Here is a 24,256-nt window from a genome sequence, read left to right on the forward strand (position 1 = left end):
GATGAAACAGTTCGCGGCGGAAGTCAAACAAAGAAGACACCGGCCCTGCGTCATAGCTTCTGGAACACCACGAACGCCGGACGCCCCCCCGGCTCAGTAACCACAGTCTCTCGACGCCATCCGGTGCGGTCGAGCACCGCCGCGAGCGGCTCATCGACCGCCGTGATCGCCTTCGCTCCGGCCGCGAACGAGCGGGTCTCGGCTATCTCAGGATCCAGGAGCTCGGGGCTGGCCGGCGCCCCCAAGGTGGTTTGCGCATAGAAGCGCCAATAGACGTCGGCGTACGGGATGCCGCGGCTGACGTAGGTTGCCCCACTCACCGGCGGGTGCCGCATCACTTCCAGCAAGGCAGCACGAAGGTTGCCGCCGTACCACTCACTCGTGCGCTCCCGGTAGGAGCCCATGTAGTCGCGATAGAAGCCGGCAAACTGAATGGGGATGGTCAACAACAGCGCGGTGGCCGCCAGACGCCACACCCGGCGCGGCGAGGCCCACATCACCGAGAGGCCATAGGTGGCCACCACCACGCCGAACGGCAGCACGAACATGCCACGATAGCGGTGCAGGTGCAGGACGCCGGTCAACACGACGGCCAGCGGCGCAGTGATCAAGCCGACGAGAAGCAGGCGCTCAAATCCGCGCGTACGGGACAGGCGCCAGACGCCGATCGGCAGGAACACGGCCATCGCCAGGGGGAAGAGACCCGCCTGGCGTGTCGAGTTGGTTAGGCTGGAGTCGCCTGACAAAAACAGGTAGGCCGGGTCGAAATATAGCCACCACTCACTCAACTTGCTGCGCCAGCTGCCCGCCGACATCACGCGCGCGGCGTCGGTCAACGTGGACTCGCCGGTCACGTCTCCAGGCCGATACGCGCGCATCAGATCGTCAAAGCGCTCCGGATGCGCGATGGTCCAGAGCACCACCGGGACGAGAACGACCGCGAACCCGGCGGCGGCCCAGCCAATCAGCTTGAGCTGACGCCGCTCTGCCAGCACCAGCGCGGTAAGCAGCAGGTAGACCGGCATCATCACCATGCTGGCGAGATAGCCGTAGATCCCCAGCCCCAGGAACACCCCACCAACAAACAGCATCCGTTGGCTGGCCGGGTCGCCAACTCGACGCATGGCGATCAGCCAGGCAATGACGAAGGGCACCGGGTACAGCACGCTCAGGGCCAACCGGCTGTGAATGAAGTGGCCCGGCGAGAGTGCCAGCATCACACCGGCCGCGAGGGACAGCCGCGCATCGCGGAACAGCAGCTGTGCCAGCCATACGACCAGCAGGATGTTGACGATGCCGACGAGCGCCGTCGGCAACCGGACGGCGGACTCCGACAGCGGCAGCACCTGCAGGACGAGCGCCGTCGCGTAGATCATCATCGGGTCGCGCCCAGCCGTGAACGCGGGTTCGGAGAAGTAGACGGGCAGCAGCCGGCCATTCAGGTCACGTCCGGTGTCAGCCACCGACGCCGCTTGCAGTGAGAAGTTGACCTCGTCGTGAGTCAGGTAGATCGGCGCGAAGCCGAGCCTCGTGGTGTAGAGGGCCGCGGCCGCGGCGCTCAGAAACAGGACGCCCAGGTACAACCCCAGGCGCTTCATCGCTTGGGCATCCGCGCCCTGCCAGGCCGCAAAGTGTCCCACAGCGCCAGCAGCGACACCGCGACAAACGTCAGGATCAGTGGCTGCACGGTGATCGTGTAGCGCATGTTGATCAGCACGAAAGCAATACTCGCCGGCAGCGTCGCGATCACCGATAGCGGCAACGCCACGGCGTAGCCACGGCGCCACCCGATCCACGCTCCCGCCAGGAACAACATGAAGAATGCGCCCGAGACAACCGTGCCCAGGAAATACACCAGGCGGCTATTGTCGAACTGGTGCGCCGTGCCCTGATCTTCGCTGCCCATGATCACAAACAGGCGCACGCTGCGGTAGACGACACTTCCGGCATACGCGAGGGGGTCGCGGCGAACATTGTCGAGGGCGAGCGCGGTGTAGCGGCGCATCTCATGTGGCTGGACGCGATAGAAGGGCTTATTGATGGCGGTCTCGCCAGGCGCGAGGCAGCGTTCGGTCAAGGGCAGGAGCGGCGCGGGCTGCTGCGCCACGCGTCGACGGACGCTGAGCAGCGCCGACGACACCCCATCGTCGAAATGCAAATCGGTCAGACGGCCGTTCCAGTTCCGCGGCACCACCAGTTCGGTGCCGTCGACAAAGACGGCTCGGACGTCACCGTCTGAGACCTGCACGCTCGACAACCGGTCCACCGGCGGGTGGTCCCGGTCGAGGTGTGTGAGCATGAGTTGCAGGAGGCTGCGCAAGTCAGGCTCGGTGACCTGGCCGTCGCCGTTGCGATCGAGCAACGGCGCTGGCGGAACCGGCTCGCGCCATGCCACGTGGCGAAGCAGCCGGGTCACATCGAAGACGTCCCACAACGCTCCGTCAGCATCGAGGTCGGCCACGTGATCACCGCTGACGAAATACACAAACGGGTCCGCAGCGCCGCCCGGCGGCGACGACCGCAGTGGAGGGTCAACCGCCTCGGCCGGCCAGAGCGCCTCGAGCCAGTAGTACAAGCGGCCGGCCCTTCCGAAGGCCGGCACTTCTCCGCGCCAATGCCGGTTCGCGTCTTCCGTCAGGCTGACCCGTTGCTCGGCGCCGTTGGCGTCGACGCGATACACCAGGGTCACGGCAGTGGGCCGGCCCGGCGGACAAGTCATCGACACGTCGAACAGCACCGGCCGCTGCGACAAGCTGGTGTAGTCGAATGCCGGCGTCTCGAACAGCCGGCGGGGATTGTGCGCCCGGCTGGTCAGGTACGGTCCGGTCTCGAGCGACCCGTACCAAAGCTGGACGCCCCCGTGTGTGCTCGTCGGAATGAACTCGCCAGCCAGCCGGTAGTTACGCCAGACCCATGGCGCCAGCATCACGGCGGTCATCACTCCCAGCAGCACCCCCTGCCCGATCGATCGCCACGAGAAGCGTCGGCTGACAGCATGAAACACCGCCAGTACCGCAGGCAGCACCAGGAGATTGGGCCGGAACTGCGCAGCCAGTCCCAGCACCACCCCCGTCACGGCGAACATCGTCCAGCGGCCACTGACGCGTGCCTCGACAAAGGTCCACAGCATCAGCATGAACAGGAACGTACACACTGAATCGGACGCCTCGGTTGAGGCGTAGACGGTGTTGAACGACAACCCTGCAACCAGGCAGGTGGCCAATGCCGCTACCCGCCTGTCGAATTCCCGGCACGCAATTCGGTAGACGATCAGGGGAATCAGCGCGTTGAGGACCACCTGGGCGACCAGCGCCGGCGCCGGCGTCGGGCCGAACACCCAGTAGAACAGCGCCAGAAAGTAGCCATAGCCCCAGGGCACATTGAGGGTAGGAAACGGCTGGCCGCTGGCGAGATCGACCGCAATCTGGTGGTACTGATCGATGCCAAACCAGCCCCACGGGTGAGGCGCCCACACGAAGACGAAGATGAGGCCAAGCACGAGTGAGACGAGCGAGGCCACCATCGGCAACCGCGGGCTGACCAGCCAGGCCTCCAGGCGATCGCCAATCATCTGCGCAGTACGCTGAACCACGGCACGCCGGCGGGCTCAGGAATGGCGGCCACGCGCGTCATGCCCGCAGCCAGGAGTGCGCCTTCATCGGCGACACGGCAGAACAGGAGGCCGCCGGAAGGAATGCTGTTGACGTCGAGCGATGACACGTCGACGAACGCGGTGTGGCGATGGAGATCAAGCCGGCCATGCTTAGCAAGGTAGAACTGCCAGTAGTAGGACGCCCACTGGACATTATCTGCGATGTAGACCGGCACCGAGACAGCCGGCTGCCGCCGGATGATCTCCTCCAGCCCACCGCCGATGTTGTATTCCAGCCACTTAGCCGACCGAACCCGGTAGTCGCCGAAGTAGTCGCGGTAGAACCCGGCGAACTGCAGCGGCATCAGGGCCAGCAATAACACGACGGTCACGCGGCCGCCGCGCGACCCGGCGGTCCACAGGACGTCAATCCCCATCGCCGCGACCAGCGCGACGAACGGCAGAAGCATCAGTGCGCGGTTGATGCGGTAGGCCTCACCGACCACCGCGGCGGCCAGCGGTGAGGCCAGCAGGCACAGCGCTATCAACAGAGTGGCCGGCGAGCCGGCGGTTCTAAACAATCGAACGAGTCCGGCGGAAAACAGAAACAGCACCGGGAGCAGGAACACGCCGGTGTAGCGAGTGCCGTTGATTAAGCTGGTATCACCGGCGAAGAACAGGAATGACGGGTTGAAGTAGTTCCAGTAGGCGGCCACCCGATCGGCCAGCACGACCGGCTCGGTCGAAGGCGCCTGGCCAAGGGAATACATCTTCATCTGGCCGAGGTACTGCAGCGGGTGCAGCAGGTGCCAGGCCACAAACGGCACCAGCACGATCGCGAAGCCGCCGGCGACGGCCGCAAACGGCCTCCAGGTGCGGGTGCCTCTCCACCACAGCAGAACCCACGTGATCGCCACGCAGGCGGGCATCGTGATCACCGCGCCAAGGTAGGTGTAAACACCCGCGCCGAGGATGGCCCCGGCCACCAGCAGCCGGCGGGTCGACAGGACGTCATGACCAATCACGCACAGCGCCCAAGCGAGCACCGCCGTGACGGCGTATTCGTGGTCGGTCCCCATCCGGCTGTGGATGAAATGGGCCGGCGTGAAAGCCAATACGCCCGCCGCCAATACCGCCAGCCACAGGCTGGCGAACACGCGCCGCGCGATCAAGAACAGCAGGCCGATATTGAGGAGGCCGACAACCACGCTCGGCAGACGGACCGTGACCTCCGTCAGCGGCAGCACCTTCAGAAACAGCGCGGTCAGGTAGATGTTGACTGGCGTGGCGAAGAATCCCCCCGACACGTGGATTGAAAGTGGCAGGAACTGGCCGTTGATGTCGCGGAGGGTGCTGGCAATCGCATTCGCGTTGATGGCGTAGACCACTTCGTCGTGCACGAGATAGACAGGCGAGCGGTCGAGGCCGGCGCCGTAGACCCACGCCAGCAGGCTGAGCGCGGCGACCGCGAGCACTGGGCGAGACATGGCGGGCGCGGTCATTCCAGCGCGCGGGCGAACGACTCGGCCGATTCAAAGCGCGCGGCCGGGTTGCCGTTGATGGCCCTGAGGATGGCGTCACTCACGCCGACGGGAACACCAGGGGCCAGACCCGTCGGCGCCTCGGGCTTCGACTGCAGCATCTGGCCCAGTAGCTCCGGTACCGAGCGAGCCTGGAATGGCTGGCGGCCAGTAACCATTTCGTAAGCGAGCACACCAATTGTGAAGACATCGGCGCGCGCATTGGGGGCACCGCCCATCAGCACTTCGGGCGCGACATAAGGCAGCTCGTGTTCGCTGGCCTCCTGGCCGCGCAGCTCCTGCTCACGCATGGTGGCGAGCACATCCTGGACGGAACGGATGCCGGCAGAAGAAACGACGATCTGTTCCCCACCCGCCCCACCAGCCCCACCAGCCCTACCCGCCCCACCAGCCCTAATGCGCACCATGTCGGGGTTCACGCCGCAAATGAATCCACCGCTGCGATGGAGCGCGGGCACGGCATCGAGCGCCTGGGCCAGCAGCGCCGATGCGCGCGGCCACGGGAAGGCGCCGCTCTCGGCCAATGCCTGCCGCAGGCTGGGACCCTCCACCCATTCGGTGACCAGGAACACGTTCTGATCGTCCTCTCCAAAATCGCGAACCTGCAGGAGGTTCGGATGCGGCACCTGCTGCGTGCGTGCCTCGAGCAGAAACCGCGCCCGCACCGCCTCCCAATGCGGTTGCTCGTCGCGTTTCAGGATGCGGATGGCTACCGCAATGCCCAGGGCCCGGTGAGTGCCACGGTAGACGAGGCTGCCGAGCCGGCCACGGCCCACGAGTTGGCCCAACTCGTAGCGCGCGAGCAGGCCGCCGCCAGATTCGGAGCGGTCCGGAGCGGCCGCGCCGGCGGCAACCCGCAAGGCGTTCACGAAATCGGCGACGCTGCCCCACCGCCCGAGCGGATCCTTGTCGAGGGCGCGCATGACGGCCTCGTCCACGGCCACCGGCAGGCCCGCCTGGCGCGTCGCCGGGCTGACGGGATTCGCCGTCAGCGCCTGCTGAATCAGGGTCGCGTGATTGCCGGCGTCAAACGGCCGGCCGCCGGTCAGCATCTCGTACGCGATGACGCCCAGCGCGTAGATATCGGTCGCCGCCGTCACCGTCTCGCCGCGCATCTGCTCAGGCGCCGCGTATGCCAGCGTACCGAGGAAGAAGGCGGGGTTGGTGAGGCGGGTCTCGTCGCTGGCCGCCTTCATGGCGGCCAGGCCGAAATCGATCACCTTGTAGACCCGCTCGCCCGACTCGTAGCGGTGAACGACGATGTTGGCGGGCTTGAGGTCGCGATGGGTGATGCCGCGGTCGTGGGCCAGCTGCAGGGCCGCCGCCACCGGCGCCAGGATCGCCGCCACGCGGGCCGGCGGCATGGGCGCCTCGAGATCGATCTCCTCGCGCAGGCTCGGGCCGCTCAGCAGCTCCATTACCATGTACGGCTGGTTCGCCGCGTCGAAATCGAAATCGAGAATGCCGACGATGTTGGGATGGCGCAGCTGGGCGCAGGCGCGGCTTTCGCGCAGGAAGCGCTCGCGCAAGTCCGGCGGTGAATCGTGCGCCGCCTGCATCACCTTGATCGCGACCTCGTCACCGAGCCGGAGGCGGCGGGCCCGGTAGACATGGCCCATGCCACCGGAGCCAAGGACGTCGATGATCTCGTAGCGGTCGTCGATCCGCGTTCCTGGCGCCAGCACGCGAACAGCTTATACGTGAACGAGCTCTGATTCAGCCTGATCCAGCACGTGCTCGAACCACAAGTTCGAGATCTTCTCCTGGACGCTGTTCTGGCGGAGCCGTGCTCGCAGGTTGTCGAAGTCGACGCGATCCAGCTCCTGGTCCTGGTTGTAGCACGAGAAGATGAACTCTTCGCGGCCGGTCTCGGGATCGACGTGGCGCTGCAGGCACTGCGCGCACACTTCCTTCATCATGCACTGCATCGGTGAATTGATGCTGCCGATGCCGACGTGCTTCGGGTCGAGGTACGGCTGCAAGACGCCGTGACGGGCGATGCGGACACCGTTCATCATGCGATCCGAGCCGATCGCGATGATGCGCGTGACGTCCTGGAGCGACACGGCCTGCGCACCCAGCCGGCCCTCGGCATAGGCCACCATCGCCTCGACGATGTTGCCGCGGAAATGCGCGTCCTGCGGCCGGTGCGGTTCGATCGCCGTGCCTGCATCGGTGGCCCAGATCACCTGGTCGGTGGCCGCCTCGATGTCCTCGCGCTTGAACAGGTCGGCGCCATTCCGGTAGCCGGCAAAGTAGATGACCTTGTTGCCCTGGGCCTTGAGCGCCCTGGCAATCGAGAACAGCACGGCGTTGCCCAGGCCGCCGCCGGCCAGCAGCACCGCCGAGTTCTCGGCAATCTCGGTGGGCGTCCCGGTGGGTCCCATCACCACCACCGGCTCGCCCGGCTTGAGGTACGCGCACAGCCGGCTCGACACGCCCATCTCGAGCGTGATCAGCGACAGCAGGCCCTTCTCGCGATCAACCCAGGCACCGGTGAGGGCAATGCCCTCCATCAACATCGACGCCACGTGATCGTTGAGCCGCACCTGCGGGCTGAGCCGTTCGAAGTTCTGGAGGCGATAGAACTGGCCGGGGCCGAAGTGCCGGGCCGCCGCCGGGGCGCGCACGATCACCTCGATGATGGTCGGCGTCAGCCGCACGACCCGCTCCACCCTGGCAAGCAGCTGGTCGTCGAAGTGAGCGACCATCGCCTGCCACGCCGACTCGCGCGCCGGCTGGTCGGCCGGGTTGAGCTTCGCGAGCTCGTCGGCAAAGAGTGCCACCACGTGCGGGTAGCCATGCTTGCCCGATGCCATCGCCTTGACGACGTTGCCGTTGTAGCGAGGATGGTTGTCGCCGTAGTAGGTGACGAACCGGCCGTCGGTGTCGTGGGAGGTGAAGAAGCCGTTGGAATCCGGTTCGAGGCGGAAGCGGCGACGGCTAAAGCCATCGCCCTCCACGGGAGTGGCGCGGAAACCTTGGAAGAACTTCTGCTTGCCGTCGAGGCTGAAAGAACCCGGGTGTTCTTTCTCGTAGGTGATGTTCGGCACCGTGCCGGCCGCCACCAGCACCGTGCGGGCTGGCAATTCGATCGACGACCCGTCGGCGCGGGTGAAGACCATCGCCTTGACATGGCCGAACTCGTCGGGGACGGCCTCGACCGGGTTCATGTTCTCGGTGACCGAAATGCCTTCCTGCAGCGCGAGCGTGACCTCTTCGTGATTGAGCCGGTAGGCCGGCGCGTCCTGCAGGCGCTTGCGGTAGGCCAGCGTCACGCCGCCCCACGCGTTGATCAGGTCGATAAAGTTGGGCGACTCGTCGGCTGCCTTCGCCCGCGCACGCTCGGCGCGCACGGCCCGGCCATGTCCGAGGAACTCGTCGAGAATGCCCTGCTCCTCCAAATCCATGATCCCGCGCACGCGGGCCTCGCCCAGGTCGCGCACGAGCGCCTCGTAGCGGTCCAGCGTCTTCTCGACCTGGATCGGGTAGTACGCCATCAGCTCGGTCGCGGTATCGACACCGGTGAGGCCGCCGCCAATCACAATTGCCGGCAGGCGCGCCTGCAGGTTCGACAGGGCGTCGCGCTTGAACGCGCCGGTCAGCTGCAGCGCCATCAGGAAGTCGCTGGCCTTGCGGATACCCCGGATCAGGTTGTTCTTGATGTCGATGATCGTCGGCCGCCCGGCGCCGGCCGCAATGGCCACGTGGTGAATGCCGGCAGCCCACGCTTCCTCGATCGGCAGCGCGCCGCCGAATCGGACGCCGCCGTAGATCTTCAGCTTGCCGCGCCGCGCCAGCGTCAAGTGGATCAGCGTGAGGAAATTCTTGTCCCACCTGACGGTAATGCCGTACTCCGACACGCCGCCGAAGCCTTCGAGCACGCGCTCGTCGAGCGGGCGGTAAATCTCGCTCCAGCTCTCGATCGGCCGCGGCGGACGGCCATCGCCGCCAACAATCTCTTCGGGCAGCGGTTCGATCTTGAGCCCGTCGATCGCCACCACGCCGAAACCCTCGTTCAGCAGGTAATGCGACAGCGTGTAGCCGGCCGGGCCAAGGCCGACGACCAGCACGTTCTTGCCGTTGTAGGGCAGCGCATACGGGCGCTTCGTATTGAGTGGGTTCCACCGCGTGAGCAGGCCGTAGATCTCAACGCCCCACGGCAGGTTCAGCACGTCGGTGACCACGCCGGTCTCGATCTGCGGAACGTTGACCGGCTCCTGCTTCTGGTAGATGCAGGCCTTCATGCAATCGTTGCAGATGCGGTGGCCGGTGCCGGGGACCATGGGGTTGTCCACGGTCACGATCGCCAGCGCGCCAATGGCGTCGCCACGCTTGCGCAGCGTGTGCATCTCGGAAATCTTCTCGTCGAGCGGGCACCCCGGCATCGGAATGCCAAGCGGGTTGTTGGCGGCCTTGCCCTCCTTGTCGCGAATGCCCTTCGAGCAGGTGTCCTTGTCGCGTTCGTGGCACAGCACGCAGTAGTGGATCTCGCTCAGCGTTTCGCGCTGCGTGAAGCGCGGGTCGGTCAGTGCAAAGCCCTGGCGCCGGCGCAGCTTCTCGCCGGGACCGACGACCTGCTCGGGCAACTTCGCATCGGGCCGCTGGATCTGGACCAGGTGGTCGTAGTCGAGGTTCTCGGGAAAGCGGAACACGACCCAGCCGCGGTAATCGGGGCTGTGAACGTGCGCGGCGCACCATCGCTTGAGTGATTCGATCTCGGCCGCCACCGCGGCCTTGTCGGCGTCGGAACCGTTGGCCTTGAGCGACTCTTCGCGATCGAGGAGCGAGCAACCGTATATGGCGAGCGCCATTTCCTGGAGGGCGGGGGCTTCAGCCCCCGCCTGGCGACGGCTAAAGCCGTCGCCCTCCAGTCGGAGGGCCGGGGCTTTAGCCCCGGCCTCGACGGTGGCGTGATCCTCCGCGGTTGCGGTGACGTGGGCGCCACCCTTCAGGAGCGGCAGGGCACGGCGGCGGACGAAGTCGATCTTGAATCGGAACAGGACGTCGTAGGCGCGCGTCGCCGCGATCAGCGCGTCAGCCTCGGTTCCCACTCCGAACAGGCGCGCGAGGAACCGGCTCACATGCGGCGCCATGGCCACGACGAGGATGCTGCGAGTGACCGCGCCCAGCGAGTCGGGCACCTCCCGGTACTGCTCCCACTGCGTCCACAGCTCCGGTTCGGACGTCCTGACGGTCTCGACAAACCGGTCGTGCAGGTCGCGCAGGCGGCTGGGTTGGTGCAGGTCAGCGAAGGTGAATCCGGGGATTCCGAGGACGGTTTCAGGTGCGGTGGTTGGTGCCATTTCCAACTCTCAATTATATGTGATCAGCTATGGTACGATCGGGCTTGGACGGGCCCTGGCACCAACCTATGACCATTAAGTTGAACGGCGATCCGCACGAGATTCCCCAGCCGCTGAGCGTGACCGCCCTGCTCGCCACCCTGGACATCGATCCGCGCCGCGTCGCCGTCGAACACAACCTCGCCGTCGTCAAGAAGACCGCTTACGACTCGGCTATCGTCGGCGATGGCGATGAAGTCGAGATCGTCAATTTCGTCGGCGGAGGCTAATGCACACACGGAACCACAGAAACACCGAAGCCAAGCTTAAGGATTATGGTTTCCGTGTTTCGGTGCTTCCGCGAGCGAATTTTTGGGTGAGAACTTGGCATGTCTGATTTGATCATTGCGGGACGCACGTTTCGCTCGCGCCTGATCGTGGGCACCGGAAAGTACCCGTCGCACGCCATCATGAAGGCCGCCCACCAGGCGTCGGGGGCGGACATGGTAACGGTCGCCGTGCGCCGGGTCGATATCTCGCGCAAGACCGAGTCGCTGCTCGATTACATCGACACGGCCAAGATCTTCCTGCTTCCCAACACCGCTGCCTGCTACACCGCCGAAGACGCCATTCGCACGGCGCGGCTCGGCCGCGAAGCGGGCATGTCGAACTGGGTGAAGCTCGAGGTGATCGGCGACGAGCAGACGCTGTTCCCCGACAACGAAGGACTGCTCGAGGCCACGCGGGTGCTGGTCAAGGAGGGCTTCATCGTGTTGCCCTACACCAACGATGATCCAGTGATGTGCCGCAAGCTGGCCGAGGCCGGCGCCGCCGCGGTGATGCCGCTCGGCGCGCCGATCGGGTCAGGCCTGGGGATTCAGAACCCGAACAACATCCGCATCATTCGCGAACAGGCCAAGGTCCCGGTCATCGTGGATGCGGGCGTGGGTACGGCGTCTGACGCCGCAGTGGCCATGGAACTGGGCGCGGACGGGGTGCTGATGAATACCGCCATTGCCGGCGCGACCGACCCGGTGATGATGGCGCGCGCCATGAGGCTCGCGGTCGAAGCCGGACGTCTCGCCTACCTGGCCGGCCGCATTGCTCGAAAGTCGTACGCCACCGCGAGCAGCCCCCTGCAGGGCGTCGTCGGATCCTGATGCACCTGGGCTGGTCGCGCCTCGCGGTCGTCGCATTGTACGGCGTCGCCAGCTACGTCTTCTGCTCACCGCTCTTCGCACAGCCCGCCGCCCTCGGCGTCAACGACTGGGATCAGCACCTGTTCTACTACGGTGCCGTGCTGAAGAACGTCGTCGAGTACGGGCAAATGCCGTTCTGGAATCCGTGGTACTGCGGCGGCAACGTGCTGTGGCAGAACCCGCAGATCGCGCTGCTCAGCCCGGTGTATCCGCTGACGGCGTTCATGCCGCTGGCGCTCGCGATGAAGGTCAACATCCTGCTGCACTATTGGATGGGCTTCGTCGGCATGCACTTGCTGCTGTCGCGGGTGGTCGGCTTGCGTTCGCTGCCGCTGATCTTCTTCCTGGCCACGGTGTTCACGGCCTCGGGCGGTCCGGCCATTCACCTGCTGGTCGGGCACAGCGTGTTCCTGCCGGCGTTCTACCTTCCGTTCGTCGTGTACTTTTTCGTGCGTTCGGTGCAAACCGGGACCGTGCGTGGGTCACTGTTGGCGGCCATCCCGATCGCGATGATGGTCTACAACGGCGGCACCCACATCCTGCCGATGGCCATCGCCGCAGTTGGACTCCTGGCCGTGGTGTCGGCCGCGGTCTTGCGGCAGTGGCGACCGCTGGTCTTTGGGGTCGCCTGCTGCGTCGCGGGCCTCGCCTATTCCGCGCCGAAGCTCATTCCGGTGGTGTCGTTCGTCAGCAGCGAGCAGTTCTGGGACACGCGTCCGCCCATTGAGCGTCCGGACCTCACCACGCTGGAGATGGCCGCGGGGATTTACCTGGATCCCGAACAGAAGAAGCGCACGCGCCTGCCCGAGCAGCGCCATGGCTGGCACGAGTACGGCAACTACATTGGGCCCGTCGCGGCCCTCTTGATTGTCGCCAGCGTGGTCTGGGCCTTCGTCAGGCGGCGCGCGGCCGACTACTGGCTCGGATTGGCGCTGGCCATCGCGACGATCGTGTTCTTCGTGTGGTCGCTCGGCGACTTCAGCCGGTTTGCGCCGTCATCGCTGGCAAGCCACCTGCCGTTGTTTTCGAGTTTCAGGATTCCGAGCCGCTACAACATCGCGTTCGTTCTGTGCGGAGCCGTGACTGCCGGCTGGGCCCTGCGATCGCTCAGTCTCGACGTGCTTCGCCCGCGGACAGCGAGAGTCGCGATCTCACTGGTATGCATTGCGGCCGCCGCGCACCTGATCGGGCGCAACCGCGAACTGCTGGCCGGCGGGTTTACGCAACCGCCGCTCGCCGTCACGTTCGAATGGTTGGGCGGCCCGGCACAACTGATTACCGACGCCGAGTCGAGCGCTTACACGGCCGGCTCGCCGATGTTCACGGCCCTGATGTACGACCGGTCCTTCTACAGCTGCTATGAGTCCCTGCAGCTGAAGCACTCGGCCAATGCGGAGTCACCGCTGGTGTACGCGGACGACCACGCGACCGTCACCGACATCGCGTTTTCACCTAATCGCATCGACTTCACCGTCACCGGGGGCGCTGAGCCCTCGCGTATCTCGCTCAACCAGAACTATGCACGGGGCTGGACCAGCACGGCCGGGCCCGTCACACAGCCTCCGGAGCGAATGCCGGGCGTGACGCTGGCCCCTGGCCAGACCGGGAAGTTTACGTTCGTCTTCGTGCCGGAAGGTCTCTGGGCGGGTATCGGCATGCTCGCCATTTCGCTGGCGGCCACATCCTGGCTGTTACGTGGTCGCCGGCCTCAGCGCTCATGACTCGCGCAACCTGGTTCAGGCACGCGAGCCTGCTGGCCTGGATCGCCTATTTCATCGTTCCCAACGACGGCGGTGGCTGGGTTCACGGCCTGCCCCTGGGCCCGCTCGAAGCCGTCGCGCTGCTGTCGCTGACCTGGCTGGCGCTGTTCAGTGAGGCGCCTCGACGCGGCTGGATCCCCGCGGCAATCCTGATCGTTGCCGGCCTCGCAGGAGCGGCAATCCCCGGCACCGGCGGGTTTCGAGCGAAATACTTCGCCAACGCCGCCGCCACGGGGCCGCACGAGCGCAGCACCGAGTTTCGCGATCCCAGCTTCACCCGCATTGACGCGCGCCTGGACTTCGCTCCCGGCGGACCAGAATTCCCACTCGCCTTCGTTAACGACATCAGCCGATTCAATTTCTATTCACCCGGCCAACCACGGCGGCGACAGCTCGAGTTCGCCGCTGCGTGGAGCGGCCAGTGGTGGACGGAGGCCGGCGACACGACGCTGTATCTCGAGGCACCGGGATCAACCGCGCAGTTGTTCGTCGATGGCACCGAAGTCGCGTCGCTGACACCGACGGTGGGCGCCATCAACGTCGTGGTGCCCCTCACGGCGGGATGGCACCGCATCGACGCCACCTTCTCGTCGCCATATGGTGCCCCTCGCCGGTTCTCGACTGGAACCGTGCGGGGCGATGCCCGTCAACCGTTCGATGCGACCTCGGTCGTGACCCAGAGAATGCGTCCGTGGCAGCTGACAGCCGTACAGCTCCTGCGATGGGCCAAGACCGTCGCCGACGGACTCATCCTCGTGTGGCTGGGATGGATGCTGACGCGCGCCCTGAAGCGCCATTTCTCCCGCTGGTCGGGCTGGCCGGCACTGGGGCAGCGGTCATGGCTGCTTCCCCTGCTTGCCATCATCGTCGCCATTGAAGCGCTGGTCTTTGCCTGGCCGTGGTCGCGACTCTTGATGGTCATGGCCGGCGGCGACGACCCCATGACCTACGAGTGGTACTCGCGCGACATCCTGTTCAACGGTCTGCTGATGAACTTCGGGCAACCGGCCGGGCAGGGTGAGCCGTTTTACTACCAGGCGCTCTATCCATACTTCCTCGCCGCCGTTCACGCGCTGTTTGGTGAAGGCATGTTCGGGGTGATGCTCGTCCAGCGATTGCTGGTCGCATTCACGGTGTGGGCGATCATCGAAATCGCGATCGCGATCGGCGGCGAGGACGCCTGGCTGGGCGCGCTCGCGTGCGGAACCGTCTTCGCGGTCTGGAAGCATTCGGGCATCGCCGCCGACCTGCTGAACGAAGCGCTCTACGTGCCGCTACTGGTGGCCTGGGTAGCCGTGTTGGTGCGCCTGGGGCACTCGCCCTCCACTCGCGGTTCGTTCAACGCAGGAGTCCTGGGCGCCCTCGCCGCCATGACCCGGTCGACGGTTCTGCTGGCCTGGCCCGCCGTGTGGATCGCCTGCTGGCGGTGCTGGCGCACCGCTGCAGGCTGGCGAGTGCCACTCGTCGTCCTGGCGCTGACCTCGGTACTGGTGTTCTCGCTGGTCGGCGCCCGGAACTGGATCGTGTCCGGACGGTGGGTGATGACCTCCACCGGATTGGGCGTCACGCTGCTCGGCGGTAACGAGCTGCCGGCGGATGTCGTGATCGACCTTCAGGCACGGGGCTCGCTGTACAAGAGCCTTGGACTGCGCGACGACACGGCACAGGTCGTGGAGTACGCGATCGTGGCGCCCAAGGCGTTTGCCCTGCATCAGGGGCGGAAGGCGCTGTTCGCACTCGGCTTCTACGAACCCTACGCGCCCGGATGGGGCTATTCGCCGATCTACCTGGCGGGCTTCGTCTTGGCTGTGGGCGGCCTGGTGTTGGCCATCCAGGGCGCTCGCGTGCCCCTGCCGGCAGTCTTCCTTCCGGGACTGATCGCGGCGGCGCAGTTCATTGCAGTCGTGGCGGTCTACCCAAAGGCTGAGCGGTTGATTCTGCCGATCCACGCGCTGCTGGTTCCCTATGCGGGCGTCGCCCTCGCGGCGGCAGTCGGTGCGGCCCGGCGGCGACTCGGGGGGAGCTAGCTAGCGGGGGCGAGCGTGGTCAGGCCAGCTGGCATCTTTGGACGAGATCACCACCGGCGCTGAGGGCCACTGGATCGCGAAGGCCGGATCGTTCCAGCGCACACCCGACTCTGCCTTCGGCTCCCAGGGCGTCGACGCGTGGTAGTAGGCCTCGGCCTCATCGGTCAACGTCAAATAGCCGTGGGCAATCCCCTCTGGCATGTAGAGCATGCGGCGGTTGTCGGCCGTCAGTTCCACGGCTTCCCACTGGCAATAGGCCGGCGATTCGGGGCGCAGGTCGACAATCACGTCGAGCAGGGCGCCGCGGGTGCAGCGAATGATTTTGGCCTGCGCGTGGGGCGCGTTCTGGAAATGCATGCCGCGCAGCGTGCCCTTCTTGATGCTGAAGGCCAGGTTGCACTGCGCCAGCGATGGATCCATGCCGCGCGTGATGAACTCGTCGGGCCGCCACGTCATCGCGAAGAGGCCCCGGTCGTCGTGGATCGGCGTGACGTCGATGATCCAGGCGCCGGGGATGCGCGATTCAGTGAACTTCATTGATCTCTCGGCGGCACTAAAGTGCCGCCCTCCTGGCACAACAGGCCGAAGTGCGGCCCTCCTGGCACAACAGGCCGAAGTGCGGCCCTCCTGGCGCTACAGACGGAAGATCTTCGGTCCGGCCACGCCCTTGAGAGCGTTCCGCGTATCCACCAGCAACGGGAACCGCTCGACCATGGCGCCGTAGTCGAACACCTTGTGGTCGGTGATGATCACGCCGCAATCGACACCCGTGTGAGCGACCGCTTCGTCAACATGCTGCAGATCCAGCGACGCGTGCTTGAACGCCGCCACGTAGGGGTCGGTGTAGCTGACGAGGGCGCCGCGGTGGGCGAGCAGCTCGAGCACCTCGAGCGCCGGCGATTCGCGCAGGTCGTTGACGTCGCGCTTGTAGGCCACGCCGATGATGTGCACGCGCGAGCCGTTGAGCGACTTCTTCTGCGAGTTCAGCGCGTCGATGATGCGCTGCACCACGAACTCGGGCATGGCGCCGTTGACGCTGCCGGCCAGCTCGATGAACCGTGCCTCGAAGTTGTACTGGCGCGCCTTCCACGACAGATAGAACGGGTCGATCGGGATGCAGTGCCCGCCCAGGCCTGGGCCCGGATAGAACGGCATGAAGCCGAAGGGCTTGGTCTTGGCGGCGTCGATCACTTCCCACACGTCGAGGCCCATGCGGTGGCACATCAGCGCGAGCTCGTTGACCAGGCCAATGTTGACGGCGCGGAACGTGTTCTCGAGCAGCTTGACCATCTCGGCGACGCTCGGCGAACTGACCGGCACCACCTTGTCCATCACCTGGCTGTAGAAGGCGACAGCGCAGCGGGTGCTGTCTTCGTTGATGCCGCCGACGACTTTCGGGATGTTCTTGGTCTGGTAATGCGGGTTGCCCGGGTCAACGCGCTCGGGCGAGAACGCCAGGTAGAAATCCACGCCCGGCGTGAAGCCCTTGGCGGCCAACACCGGCTGGACCACTTCCACGGTCGTCCCGGGATAGGTCGTCGATTCCAGGATGATCAGCTGGCCCTTCTTGAGCACCGCTGCGACCGCATCGACCGCCTGCACGACGTAGGTCATGTCGGGGTCCTTGGTCTTGCGCAGCGGAGTCGGGACGCAGATATCGATGATGTCAGCCGCGGCCAATGCCTTCGCATCCGTCGTCGCCTTGAAACGGCCGCTCTTCACGACCTCGGCCAGGTGCTCGGAGGGAACGTCCGGGATGTAGCTGCGACCGGCCATGAGTTCGGCCACCTTGTGCGCATCCACGTCGTAGCCGACCACGGGGAACCCGGCGCGGGCAAACTCCACGGCGAGCGGCAGGCCGACGTAGCCCAGCCCGATGACGCCCAGAGTGGCCTGCTTCGTTTCAATCTTCTTCAGCAATTCCATAAGAGTTATCCGCGGTAAAAGTGTGCGATGGCTTCAACGACCGCGGCCTGCTGGGCCTCGGTGAGTTCGGGGTAGATGGGCAGCGCCAGCGAGTCGAGCGCCGCTGCTTCGGCAACGGGGAACGCGCCGGCTTTGTAGCCAAGGTCCGTGAAGCACGCCTGCAGGTGGAACGGCACCGGGTAGTAAACCTCGCAACCAATGCCAGCGGCATCGAGATGCGCACGCAGCTGGTCGCGGCGGGGCACGCGGATCACGAACTGGTTGTAGATGTGCGTGCGGTCCGGCGCTTCCACCGGCAGCACGACCTGCGACAGACCCGCATCGGCAAACGCGGCGCGGTAGCGCACTGCGTTGTTACGCCTCGCCGCGCTCCACTTCGCCAGGTACGGCAGCTTCACCCGCAGCACGGCCGCCTGCAACGCGTCCAGGCGGAAGTTGGCGCCCACCATGTGGTGGTAGTACTTCGGCTCCATGCCGTGATTGCGAATCAACTTCAGGCGATGGGCGAGGTCCGCATTGGTGGAGGTCACCAGGCCGCCGTCGCCAAACCCGCCGAGGTTCTTGCTCGGAAAGAACGAGAAGCACCCAACTGCGCCCCAGCTGCCGACCGGCTTGCCGTGATACATGCAGCCGATCGCCTGGGCCGCATCTTCGATCACCGGGATGCTGCGTGGCGCAGCCGCGGCCAGAATCGGTTCGAGTTCCGCCGACTGCCCGAACAGGTGAACCGGAATGATCGCCTTGGTCTTCGAGGTGATCGCGGCCGCGGTCGCGGCCGGGTCCATGTTGAACGTGCCGGGGTCGACGTCGACCAGCACCGGGGTTGCGCCCAGGCGCGCCACCGAGCCGGCTGTGGCAAAGAACGAATAGGTCGGTGTGATGACCTCGTCGCCCGGGCCGATGTTCAGGGCCATCAACGCGGCCACCAGGGCATCGGTGCCTGACGACATGCCGAGGGCATACGGGGTGACCAAATAGGCCGCCAGTTCGCGCTCCAGACCCTCGACTTCCGGACCGCCGATAAATCGCTGGCTGTCACACACGCGGGTGACCGCGTCGAGAAGTTCCGTCCGGATGGGTAAGTACTGTGCGTTGAGATCGAGCAGCGGGACAGTCACAAACATCCAATGGTACACGGCGGCGGCGTTCCGGCGCAACCCGACCCCTTGTATAGTGAAAAGCCATGATAAGCGTCGATGTCGCAGTGATTGGCGGCGGCGTAACCGGCCTGGCCTCGGCCCTGGCCCTGGCTGAGGCAGGCGCGTCGGTCTGCCTCCTGGAACGCGAGGGCAAGCCGGGCCGGGCGACCAGCACCCACAACAGCGGCGTGATCCACGCCGGCATTTACTATCCCGAGGGCTCACTCAAGGCGCAGTTGTGCGTCGAAGGCCGCGATCGGCTGTACGCCTTTTGCCCGGCGCACAACGTCCCGCACGCGCGCGGCGGCAAGCTGATCATCGCCGCCGACGACCACGAAGCCGAGCAACTGCCCGGGCTGCTGAACACAGGGCGCAGCAACGGCGTCGCGCTCGAGTTGGTGGATGCCGCCTTCGTCCGCACGCGGGAACCCAACGTTCGCGCCGTCGCCGCGATTTGGTCGCCCGACACCGGCATTCTCGAAGCCGAGGCGCTGGTCAAGGCGCTCGAGCACCTGTGCCGCCAACACGACGTGGCGATGGTCGTGGGCAGCCCCCTGATCGGCGCCGAGCCAGCCGCCGAGGGCATTGAACTTGTCACGCCGCACGAACGCTTCGTCGCGGCCACGGTCGTGAACGCCAGTGGCCTCTACGCCGACACGACCTCGGCCATGCTGGGCGGCATGACGTTCCGCATCTACCCGTGCCGCGGCGAGTACGCAGAACTGGCGCCCTCACGCCGTCACATGGTCAACGGGCTGGTCTATCCCCTGCCCCATGCCTCAGGTGCCGGACTCGGTGTGCACCTGGCCAAGACCACGTGGGGCAGCGTCACGCTGGGGCCGACCATCCATTACCAGGACGCGAAGGACGACTACGAGGGCGGGCGCCTGCCGCTCGAGGCATTCGTGGAGCCGGCGCAGCACCTGCTGCCGTGGGTCACGCTGGCCGACCTGCAGCCGGGCGGCAGCGGCATTCGCGCCAAGCTGCACGGGCCCGGTCAGCGCTTCGCGGATTTCCTGATCCAACGCGACACGGTCAACCCGCGTGTCATCCAGGCGTCGGGAATTGACTCGCCGGGCCTGACGTCGTGCCTGGCGATTGGCGCGCGGGTCGCAGCCATCTGGGCAGACGAGCGTCCGTGAGAAACAGTGACACCGCGCACACCGACAGGGCGACCGTGACCGGGATCAGGTGCACGGTGAAGCGCCCCGGATAGGCCGTGCCTCTCGCGACGAAGCTGCCGACCAATCCGGCCAGGCAGAGCATGACCGCGTTCAGCGGTAGTTGACGGAAACGACCGACCCGCAGCACACCAGCGACCGCGGCCAGTACACCAAACATCACCGGCACCGCGCGCGGATCCAGTCGCGGCGGGTCGCTCATCGTGAGCACCATCATCAGGCTACCTGACAGCAGTTGGATGCCCTCGACGACGGTATCGGCCTGTTTCCAGACCGAGAGGTGACTGGCCTGCGTGCCGTGGAACATGTCGATGACACCGGTGTAGTACCACGTCCGTGCGGTGAACAGCCACATCGCCACCGCGGCGCCCAGCAGGATGGCCGCGGCCACAGGACGTGACGCCTTGGCCAACAGGACGCGGGGGTGAATCCACTCACCCACCGGCTGCGTTACCGGCCACGCCATTCCGACCAGTGCCACCAGCATCGGCAGGTTGTTCAGGCGCGTGTAGAACGATAACGTGCCGAGCACCGCCGCCGCGAGCAGCGCCGTGCGGTCGCCATGCCGCCCGCGCAGCGCGCACAGCGCCGCCGCGTAGAGCAGGCCCATCGACGACAACTCCGACAACCCGCGGCCGAACAAGTACCACGCCGGCCCCAGGGTGAACAGCATCAGCGTGAGCACGGCTGCGATGATGCCGGCGCGAAAGCCCGCGAACGTACGCGCGATCTGAAAGGCAAACGCTGCACCGGCGGCCATGCAGAGGCCATCCCAATACAACTCGCCGATGCTGGAGTCGCCGAAAGCCATGTGCAAGGCGCCGGAAATCCAGCGATACAGCGGCTGGAACCAGAACGTCAGCGAGCCGCCCTCGAGCCAGTAACCCTCCATGAAGATCCGGTAGCCGTAGCGCTGGAACATCCACCAGTCGTCGCCGCTCGAATACCACGTGAAAATACCTGCCTGCGGCAGGCCCAGCATGACAATCAGCGCGAGAAACGGCACCACTACGAGCAGCGAGGCGCCGAAATGGTTCCGCACTCGCCGCGGCAACGGCAGCGCAGCGACACCGAGCAGGAGGATGGGGGCCAGGCGCGTGAGCGCGTTCGAACCAACCGCGGGAATGACCGCGAACACGGCACCCAACGCGGCGGCCGCACCGACGGCCATCCAACTGCCCGCACGTTCGATCACGGCGAGCAGGCTGCCGGCGATCAACAAGCCGATCAGCAACGGCGGCACCAGCCACCCCCAGGGCCGAAACCACGAATCCCACCCCGAGGTCGGCGCCATCGTCGCCGTCGTCGCGGTCCAGAGATTGCGGCCGTCCCACCGCGGCTCGAGACTCCAGTGGGACTTGATGAGGCGGGCCTGAACATGCACGTGATGTTCGCCTGGCGGCACGGTGACGCCTGACACCACCGACTCGGCCGACTGCACCACGCCGTCGATGCGCACGGAAGCCTCGACATCCGGACCGCTCAGGACCTGGAAGAGACCGGGCGAATCGTTTTGCAGGTAGCCGACGAGATCGAGGCGCAGCACCACGTTGGGCGGGCGATCGGACTTCTCGGCCGGCTGCGTGTCGTTGGCCGGCGGCAGGTTGTAGAACCACACCGGAAAGCGTTCGAGGACGTCGAAGCCCGAGGTCATGACTGCGGAACAGCGGGGAGGGTCCGACCGCCAATCCGCCCGCACGTCCCAACTGTGGGGCACCGTTCCGGTGGCGCGATAAAGCGGCACGGGCGAGGTGAAGGTGAGGCACCAGCCGTCCTGGGTGACGGTGGCGGCCGTCAGCGCCTTCCACGCCAGCAGCGCGACGATGGCGCTGCGGACGAGGTGTTTTCTGAAGATGAAGGGGAAAGCCCAGGCCAGGATGGCCAGGACACCGCCGATGACGGCGGCCTCCGAAGCCTGGTCGAGCGGCGCCCCGTCGAACGGACCGGCGAGCCGGGCGGGCCAGAGCAGCGCGACCGCGCCGGCAATGGCCCACAGCCAGGTCGTCATGGGTCCACCGCCATGCAGGCGTCGCCGATCAGGCGACGAGAATGCCGGCCTTCAGCCGGGCGAGGTCGGCGTCCACCATCATCGCCACCAACTGCTTGAAGTCGACCGCCGGCACCCAGCCCAGTTCTTTCTTCGCCTTGGAGGGATCGCCGATCAGCAGGTCCACTTCAGCCGGGCGGATGAACCGGGGGTCGGTGCCCACGTACTTGTTCCAATCGAGGCCGACATGGCCAAACGCCGCCTCGACCAGGTCGCGCACCGAGTGCGCCGTGCCCGTGGCGATCACGTAATCGTCCGGCTGATCCTGCTGCAGCATCAGCCACATGGCGTTGACGTAGTCGCCCGAAAAGCCCCAGTCGCGGCGGGCATCGAGGTTCCCCAGCTTGAGCGAGTCGTTCATGCCCAGGACGATTCGCGCCACGCCGTCGGTGACCTTGCGGGTCACGAACTCGATGCCACGGCGGGGCGATTCGTGATTGAAGAGAATGCCGGAAACGGCGAACAGGTCGTAGCTCTCTCGATAGTTCACGGTGATGTAGTGGCCGTAGACCTTGGTGCAACCGTACGGGCTGCGCGGATAAAACGGCGTCATCTCGGTTTGCGGCACTTCCCGCACGCGACCGTACATCTCGCTTGATGACGCCTGGTAGAAGCGAATCTTCGGGTTGACGCTGCGGATCGCTTCGAGCGCACGGGTCACGCCCTGGGCGTTGAACTCGCCGGTCAGCATCGGCTGGTCCCAGGATGCCGGCACGAATGACATGGCCGCCAGGTTGTAGAACTCGTCAGGCTGCGCCACATCGACCGCCTTGATCAGCGACAGCTGATCGAGCATGTCGGCCTGCAGCAGCGTGACCTTGTCGAGCAGGTGCTGAATGCGCCAGACGTTGGGGGCGCTCAGGCGGCGAACCACGCCGAAGACCTCGTAGCCCTTATCGAGCAGGAGCTCCGCGAGGTAGGAGCCGTCCTGTCCAGTGATACCGGTAATCAGCGCGCGTTTCTTGGCAGCCACAGCCGTCGATTATGCCACGGGCCGGGCCATTACCGCCCGCCAAGTCAGCTGGCGCCCCGGCGCGTCACCCGACGCCGGCCGGATCGCCGCCAGCGCGCCCCCCACCGCCAACGTTGCCGCCAGGCCAAACGTCGACGGCCACATGAAACCGATCGTGCTTTCGTAGGCAACGTAGTAGCTCACGAACGCACCGGCCACACCCGCCGCCAGCACTCCACCACTCCGCGAACGCGGGCTGAACATCGCCAGCAGGAAAATGCCGAACAGCGGACCGCTGAAGGCGTTGACCAGCTTGTTGGCGATCTCGAGCAGGCTGCCGATACGGGAGACGTTACAGGCCAGCACCGTCCCGAGTCCGCCAAAGAACACCGTGGCCACGCGCGAGGCCATCACCTGGCGCCGCTCGCCCTGGGCCGACTGCGCGCCCCGTTCCAGGTCCTTGCCGAGCCACAGCCGGTTGTAGAGGTCCACCACGGCCACCGAGCTGCAGGAATTGATGGCCGAGTCGATGCTCGAAATCGACGCCGCCATGATCGCGGCGATCACCAACCCCACGGCCCCGGCCGGGAAGGCCAGCGACATGAAGTACGGCACCAGCTTGTCGGTCTGGAACTCCGGCGGCAACGCGCGGTTCTGGAAATACGCGAACAGGGCCAGGCCAACGAACGACAGGCCCACCATCCACAGCGCATCACCGACGGCATTGACGACGAACGCCTGCTTGGCATCCTTGATCGATCGCGTCGTCTGCAGCCGCTGCACCATCACCTGGTCGCTCGTGTAGGTGGCCATGCGCCCGAACACCAGCGACGCCATCACCGAGATCAGCGTCAGCGGCTGCGTGAAGAAGCTCGCGATTTGATCGATCACGGTGACGGCCGCTGGATCCACGAGCGGCGGCCAGATGTCGAGCTTGCCGGCAGCGCCGGCGACAGCCAGGATCTCGAACAGACCGCCGGGCACACTGACCAACACGATCGCCACCGTCGCGACCAGGCCGCCGAACATGATGCAGAACTGGATCACGTCGTTCCAGATCACCGCCTGGATGCCGCCGAGCATCGTGTAGAGCGTCACCACGGTGCCGACGATGATGGTGACGGTGTTGAGATCGACCTGGCCGCCGCTGGCGGCGTTGATGGCCAGGCTCGGCACATACATCGCGGTCGCCATCCAGCCGAGACGCCAGATCACGAAGATCAACGCGCCGAGCGTACGCACGCGCACGTCGAACCGCGCTTCGAGGTACTCGTACGCCGTGTAGAAATTGAGACGGTGATAAAAGGGGAAGGCTACCTTTGCGACCCACGGATAGACGGCGAACCACGAGAACACGCCGGCGGTGAGCACGGCGCCGTACTTGATGGTGGCCGACGGCTGCATCAGGTAGTCCATGCCGCTGTTGAGCGCGGCCATCAAGGACAGGCCCACCGGCAGCCACGCCATGCTGCGGTCGGCCAGGATGAAGTGATCGAGGCTGTTCTGCCGGCGCGAGAAGTACACGCCGACGCCCGCCATGGCCAGCAGATAGGCGGCGATGATCACCCAGTCGATGACATGAAACGACGATTGCATGCGACGCTATA

At 65.9% G+C, this 24,256-nt stretch carries 16 protein-coding genes; 5 read left to right on the top strand and 11 right to left on the bottom strand.

Features of this window, described 5'->3' with window-relative positions:
- Positions 1–50: 50 nt before the first annotated feature.
- The 5 genes from Q8T13_00105 to Q8T13_00125 are packed head-to-tail and all read right to left on the bottom strand — an operon-like array spanning position 51 to position 10,439.
- Positions 51–1,598 carry a glycosyltransferase family 39 protein gene (locus Q8T13_00105; GenBank protein ID MDP3716151.1) on the bottom strand — a complete coding sequence of 516 codons (1,548 nt, stop codon included), beginning with the start codon at positions 1,596–1,598 and terminating at the stop codon, positions 51–53.
- A complete protein-coding gene (locus Q8T13_00110) occupies positions 1,595–3,571 on the bottom strand; it encodes a glycosyltransferase family 39 protein (protein MDP3716152.1) in 1,977 nt (658 codons plus the stop codon). Before Q8T13_00110 ends, Q8T13_00105 begins: the two co-directional genes overlap by 4 nt.
- On the bottom strand, positions 3,568–5,079 hold the full coding sequence (locus tag Q8T13_00115; GenBank protein ID MDP3716153.1) for a glycosyltransferase family 39 protein: 1,512 nt from the start codon (positions 5,077–5,079) through the stop codon (positions 3,568–3,570). The genes Q8T13_00110 and Q8T13_00115 overlap by 4 nt, the downstream gene beginning before the upstream one ends.
- A gap of 11 nt (positions 5,080–5,090) precedes the next feature.
- On the bottom strand, positions 5,091–6,818 hold the full coding sequence (locus tag Q8T13_00120; GenBank protein ID MDP3716154.1) for a serine/threonine-protein kinase: 1,728 nt from the start codon (positions 6,816–6,818) through the stop codon (positions 5,091–5,093).
- A gap of 9 nt (positions 6,819–6,827) precedes the next feature.
- Positions 6,828–10,439: an FAD-dependent oxidoreductase gene (locus Q8T13_00125; GenBank protein MDP3716155.1), complete on the bottom strand. Its 3,612-nt coding sequence runs from the start codon at positions 10,437–10,439 to the stop codon at positions 6,828–6,830.
- A gap of 68 nt (positions 10,440–10,507) precedes the next feature.
- Between Q8T13_00125 and thiS the strand changes: the two genes are divergently transcribed.
- The 4 genes from thiS to Q8T13_00145 all read left to right on the top strand — a co-directional run bounded on the left by thiS (position 10,508) and on the right by Q8T13_00145 (position 15,404).
- Entirely contained in the window at positions 10,508–10,708 is a 201-nt protein-coding gene (gene thiS, locus Q8T13_00130) for a sulfur carrier protein ThiS (protein ID MDP3716156.1), read from the top strand.
- Between the two features lie 99 nt (positions 10,709–10,807).
- On the top strand, positions 10,808–11,578 hold the full coding sequence (locus tag Q8T13_00135; GenBank protein ID MDP3716157.1) for a thiazole synthase: 771 nt from the start codon (positions 10,808–10,810) through the stop codon (positions 11,576–11,578).
- A complete protein-coding gene (locus tag Q8T13_00140) occupies positions 11,578–13,338 on the top strand; it encodes a hypothetical protein (GenBank protein ID MDP3716158.1) in 1,761 nt (586 codons plus the stop codon). The genes Q8T13_00135 and Q8T13_00140 overlap by 1 nt, the downstream gene beginning before the upstream one ends.
- Complete coding sequence (locus Q8T13_00145) at positions 13,335–15,404, top strand: glycosyltransferase family 39 protein (protein ID MDP3716159.1); 2,070 nt, start codon at positions 13,335–13,337, stop codon at positions 15,402–15,404. The genes Q8T13_00140 and Q8T13_00145 overlap by 4 nt, the downstream gene beginning before the upstream one ends.
- Here the strand turns inward: Q8T13_00145 and rfbC are convergent, their stop codons facing one another.
- From rfbC to Q8T13_00160, 3 genes are all read right to left on the bottom strand, one after another.
- Positions 15,405–15,941 carry a dTDP-4-dehydrorhamnose 3,5-epimerase gene (gene rfbC / locus Q8T13_00150; protein ID MDP3716160.1) on the bottom strand — a complete coding sequence of 179 codons (537 nt, stop codon included), beginning with the start codon at positions 15,939–15,941 and terminating at the stop codon, positions 15,405–15,407.
- 96 nt (positions 15,942–16,037) lie between these two features.
- Positions 16,038–17,330 (bottom strand): nucleotide sugar dehydrogenase, encoded by a 1,293-nt coding sequence (locus tag Q8T13_00155; protein ID MDP3716161.1) that lies wholly within the window; start codon positions 17,328–17,330, stop codon positions 16,038–16,040.
- Between the two features lie 5 nt (positions 17,331–17,335).
- Positions 17,336–18,448 carry a DegT/DnrJ/EryC1/StrS family aminotransferase gene (locus Q8T13_00160; GenBank protein ID MDP3716162.1) on the bottom strand — a complete coding sequence of 371 codons (1,113 nt, stop codon included), beginning with the start codon at positions 18,446–18,448 and terminating at the stop codon, positions 17,336–17,338.
- 65 nt (positions 18,449–18,513) lie between these two features.
- Here Q8T13_00160 and Q8T13_00165 point away from each other — a divergent pair, with 65 nt between their 5' ends.
- A complete protein-coding gene (locus Q8T13_00165) occupies positions 18,514–19,611 on the top strand; it encodes an FAD-dependent oxidoreductase (protein ID MDP3716163.1) in 1,098 nt (365 codons plus the stop codon).
- On the opposite strand, the gene Q8T13_00170 is transcribed toward Q8T13_00165, so the two are convergent.
- From Q8T13_00170 to Q8T13_00180, 3 genes are read right to left on the bottom strand one after another with little or no spacing between them, the layout of a single operon-like run.
- Positions 19,517–21,658: a hypothetical protein gene (locus tag Q8T13_00170; protein MDP3716164.1), complete on the bottom strand. Its 2,142-nt coding sequence runs from the start codon at positions 21,656–21,658 to the stop codon at positions 19,517–19,519. The two genes, Q8T13_00165 and Q8T13_00170, sit on opposite strands and share 95 nt — an antisense overlap.
- Before the next feature lie 28 nt (positions 21,659–21,686).
- Positions 21,687–22,670 carry a GDP-mannose 4,6-dehydratase gene (gene gmd / locus Q8T13_00175; GenBank protein MDP3716165.1) on the bottom strand — a complete coding sequence of 328 codons (984 nt, stop codon included), beginning with the start codon at positions 22,668–22,670 and terminating at the stop codon, positions 21,687–21,689.
- Positions 22,671–22,679: 9 nt separating this feature from the next.
- Entirely contained in the window at positions 22,680–24,245 is a 1,566-nt protein-coding gene (locus Q8T13_00180; protein ID MDP3716166.1) for a sodium/solute symporter, read from the bottom strand.
- Positions 24,246–24,256 lie beyond the last annotated feature (11 nt).

The organism is Acidobacteriota bacterium (assembly GCA_030697165.1).
Lineage (GTDB): Bacteria > Acidobacteriota > Vicinamibacteria > Vicinamibacterales > UBA2999 > 12-FULL-67-14b.

What these genes read in the sequence shown, in the direction of transcription:
- Q8T13_00105 (MDP3716151.1), bottom strand. Translation starts at nt 1,598, where the DNA reads ATGAAGCGCCTGGGGTTGTACCTGGGCGTCCTGTTTCTGAGCGCCGCG.
- Q8T13_00110 (MDP3716152.1), bottom strand. Translation starts at nt 3,571, where the DNA reads ATGATTGGCGATCGCCTGGAGGCCTGGCTGGTCAGCCCGCGGTTGCCG.
- Q8T13_00115 (MDP3716153.1), bottom strand. Translation starts at nt 5,079, where the DNA reads ATGTCTCGCCCAGTGCTCGCGGTCGCCGCGCTCAGCCTGCTGGCGTGG.
- Q8T13_00125 (MDP3716155.1), bottom strand. Translation starts at nt 10,439, where the DNA reads ATGGCACCAACCACCGCACCTGAAACCGTCCTCGGAATCCCCGGATTC.
- thiS (MDP3716156.1), top strand. Translation starts at nt 10,508, where the DNA reads ATGACCATTAAGTTGAACGGCGATCCGCACGAGATTCCCCAGCCGCTG.
- Q8T13_00135 (MDP3716157.1), top strand. Translation starts at nt 10,808, where the DNA reads ATGTCTGATTTGATCATTGCGGGACGCACGTTTCGCTCGCGCCTGATC.
- Q8T13_00140 (MDP3716158.1), top strand. Translation starts at nt 11,578, where the DNA reads ATGCACCTGGGCTGGTCGCGCCTCGCGGTCGTCGCATTGTACGGCGTC.
- Q8T13_00145 (MDP3716159.1), top strand. Translation starts at nt 13,335, where the DNA reads ATGACTCGCGCAACCTGGTTCAGGCACGCGAGCCTGCTGGCCTGGATC.
- rfbC (MDP3716160.1), bottom strand. Translation starts at nt 15,941, where the DNA reads ATGAAGTTCACTGAATCGCGCATCCCCGGCGCCTGGATCATCGACGTC.
- Q8T13_00155 (MDP3716161.1), bottom strand. Translation starts at nt 17,330, where the DNA reads ATGGAATTGCTGAAGAAGATTGAAACGAAGCAGGCCACTCTGGGCGTC.
- Q8T13_00165 (MDP3716163.1), top strand. Translation starts at nt 18,514, where the DNA reads ATGATAAGCGTCGATGTCGCAGTGATTGGCGGCGGCGTAACCGGCCTG.
- Q8T13_00170 (MDP3716164.1), bottom strand. Translation starts at nt 21,658, where the DNA reads ATGACGACCTGGCTGTGGGCCATTGCCGGCGCGGTCGCGCTGCTCTGG.
- Q8T13_00180 (MDP3716166.1), bottom strand. Translation starts at nt 24,245, where the DNA reads ATGCAATCGTCGTTTCATGTCATCGACTGGGTGATCATCGCCGCCTAT.